Here is a 2,970-nt window from a genome sequence, read left to right on the forward strand (position 1 = left end):
TTCGGGCTGCCATCACGTCCTGTCGTCGTCGGGGTCGGCAAGGGGCAGGGTGACGCTCACCCGGGTGCCCTCCTGCGGGATGGAGCGAATATCCAGCGTTCCGCGGAAATCGGCAAGGATCGCCTTGCAGATCGCCAGACCCAGCCCGAGGCCCTCGCCGGTCTGCTTGGTCGAGAAGAACGGATCCTCGACCCGGGGCAGGTCCTCGGCGGCGATGCCGCTGCCGTTGTCGCAGACGGTGATCCGCGCCGCGTTGCCCTCGCGGGCCAGGGTGACCGAGACCTCGGGCGCGGCGACGGCCTCGACCGCGTCGAGGGCATTGAGCAGCAGGTTGGCGACCACCTGTTCGATGCGCACCCCGCCGGCCATGGCCGGAACCGGTTCGCCGGGCAGGTGCAGCACCGGGGCGACACCGACGGTGCGGGCGCGCGGCAGCACCAGGTCCAGCGCCGAGCGGATCGGGGCCCGCAGGTCGATGCGCGACAGCTCGACCCGGTCCTTGCGGGCAAAGCTGCGCAGGTGCTTGGTGGTGCGCTGCATGCGGCGGATCATGTCGCGGGCCTTGGTGATCCGCGCAGGGGTGCGGGTGTCGCCCGGCGGGATGCCCAGCTCGGCGGCGGCCAGCGTGGCCTCCATCGCGGCCAGGGGCTGGCTGATCTCGTGCACGATGGCGGCGGACATACGGCCCATGGCGGCCATCTTCTCGGTGTGGATCAGCGCCTCCTGGGTGCGACGGAGGTCGGCTTCGGCCTGCTTGCGGGCCTCGATCTCCCGGCCGAGATCGGCGGTGCGCTCGATCACCATGGCTTCCATCTTCTCGGACTGCGACAGGCGCATGGCGATGAGCTGGCGGCGCTGTTCCAGACCATGCAGGGTGGCCGAGACGGCAAGGGTCGCCAGCGCGGCCAGCGCCGCCCAGGCCCAGGCCACCAGGTGCACCCCGCGCAGGGGCCTGGCGGCGATGACCTGACCGCCGGTCGCGGGCACCTGGCCGATGCGGGCGATCCAGCTGTCGCCGCGCGCATCGGCGCCCTCGGGCGGGGCGATGAGCAGCGGGGTGGCCGCGTCCAGCCCCACGCCCTCGTAGGTGCGCGCCCCGGTCAGGCTGCCCAGTACCGCTTCCGGCAGCGCCACCAGCGGCCGGTACTGCCACTCCGGACGGGCTGAGAGGAAGACCACCCCGTGTTCATCGGCCAGGGCCACATCGGCCTCGGCGGCACGCCAGGTTTCCTGCAGTGGCTGCAGGTCCAGCTTGACCACCACCACGCCGGGGCTGCCGGCGACCTCGACCCGGGCCGAGAGGAAATAGCCTGGCACGCCGGTGGTCACGCCGATGGCGTAGTAGCTGCCGAAGCCGCTCTGCATGGCCTCCTGGAAGTAAGGGCGGAAGGCGTAGTTCTGGCCGACGAAGCTTTCCGGCAGGTTCCAGTTCGAGGCGGCGATGGTCTGCCCGCTCGCATCCAGCAGGTAGAGGACATCGGCCCCGGTATGGGCCGAGACGGCCTGCAGGTAGGCGTTGGCCTCCTGCAAGGTCCCGGTGCCCGAGAGCGCCCCGCGGATCCGCGCATCCTCGCCGGTGACCGAGGGCAGGGCGCGCAGGCGGTCGATCTCGGCCTCGACGGCGCGGGTGGTCAGCAGCAGCGTCTGATCCAGTTCGTGCCCGGCGGTGGCGACCGCGCGCGATTGCGCGGCGAACCATGCCAGCGTCGCCATGAGCACCGCGCATGCGAGAGACCGCGCCAGGATCATGGCGCGGCCTTGCCTTTGCCCTGCGGCCGGGTCCCGAGAGCCCGGCCGGGGGCAGGGCCCGGGGCCATGGGCGCGGCCACGGGCCTTTGCGTCATGCCGCCAGACCGGCGCCGTCGTCGCGGTCCCGGCGCGCCTGCACCCAGTTCAGCGCCAGCAGCGCCACCACCAGGGCCGCACCGGCGATCTCGATGCTCAGCGAGGGCCAGAACAGCGCCACGATGCCGGGCATCAGCAGCACCCGCATCCACAGCTGCATGGGACGCCACAGGAAGGCCTCGAGGACGGCGGCGAAGGCCACCAGCCCGAGGATCGCGATGGCGCCGCTCCAGAGCACCAGCGGTAGCGGGCCGCCGAGGATGATCTCGTCGTTGTAGACCATGAAGAGCGGGATCAGGTAGAGGCCCTTGGCGTATTTCCACGCCTGGACGCTGGTCTCCATCGGCTTCGAGCCGGCGATGGCGGCGCCGGCGAAACCGGCCAGGGCCACGGGCGGGGTCACGTTGCTGTCCTGCGAGTACCAGAAGACCACCAGGTGGGCGATCAGCAGCGGCACGCCGAACTCTTCGGTCAGGGCCGGGCCGACGAGGATGATCAGCACGATATAGGCTGCCGTTACCGGCAGGCCCATGCCGAGGATCAGCGAGGCCAGGACCACGAGGATCAGCGCCAGCAGCAGGTTGCCGCCCGAGAAGGCGATCATCATGGCCGAGAACTTCAGCCCCAGGCCGGTCAGCCCGACGACACCGACGATGATGCCGGCGACGGCACAGGCCATCGACACGGCCACGGCATTGCGCGCGCCCAGCTCAAGCGCCTCCAGCGTCAGGGCAATGCCCCGGCGGCAGAGGGCGATGAAGCCGGCGGCACTGGGCCCGGAGGTGGCGAAGGTCCAGAGCGCGCGGGCCGCGGCGGCGGCGAGGATCGCGCCGATGGCATAGAAGCCGACGCGCATCGGCGAATAGCCCGCGACCAGCAGCGCGATCAGCGCCACCAGCGGCAACAGGAAGTGCCAGCCCTCGGCCAGCACCGTGCGGGTGCGCGGCAGCTCGGCGGCATCAAGGCCGGTCATGCCCTGCTTGACGGCGGCGATATGCACCATCAGGTAGACCACGCCGAAGTAGAGCACGGCCGGGAAGATCGAGATCAGCACGATGTCCACGTAGGGCACCCGGGTGAACTCGGACATCAGGAAGGCGCCGGCGCCCATCAGGGGCGGCATGA

Annotated in this window: 2 protein-coding genes; both read right to left on the reverse strand. The window is 71.0% G+C overall.

The window, feature by feature from the left end; all coding sequences use genetic code 11:
* Nucleotides 1–12 precede the first annotated feature (12 nt).
* Entirely contained in the window at nt 13–1,713 is a 1,701-nt protein-coding gene (locus OS124_RS25750; RefSeq protein ID WP_237708159.1) for a sensor histidine kinase, read from the reverse strand.
* 127 nt (nt 1,714–1,840) lie between these two features.
* Nucleotides 1,841–2,970: TRAP transporter permease (locus tag OS124_RS25755; RefSeq protein ID WP_010142370.1), on the reverse strand; the 1,130-nt coding region annotated here is incomplete at its 5' end.

The organism is Oceanicola sp. S124, from assembly GCF_000220565.1.
GTDB lineage: Bacteria > Pseudomonadota > Alphaproteobacteria > Rhodobacterales > Rhodobacteraceae > Pseudooceanicola.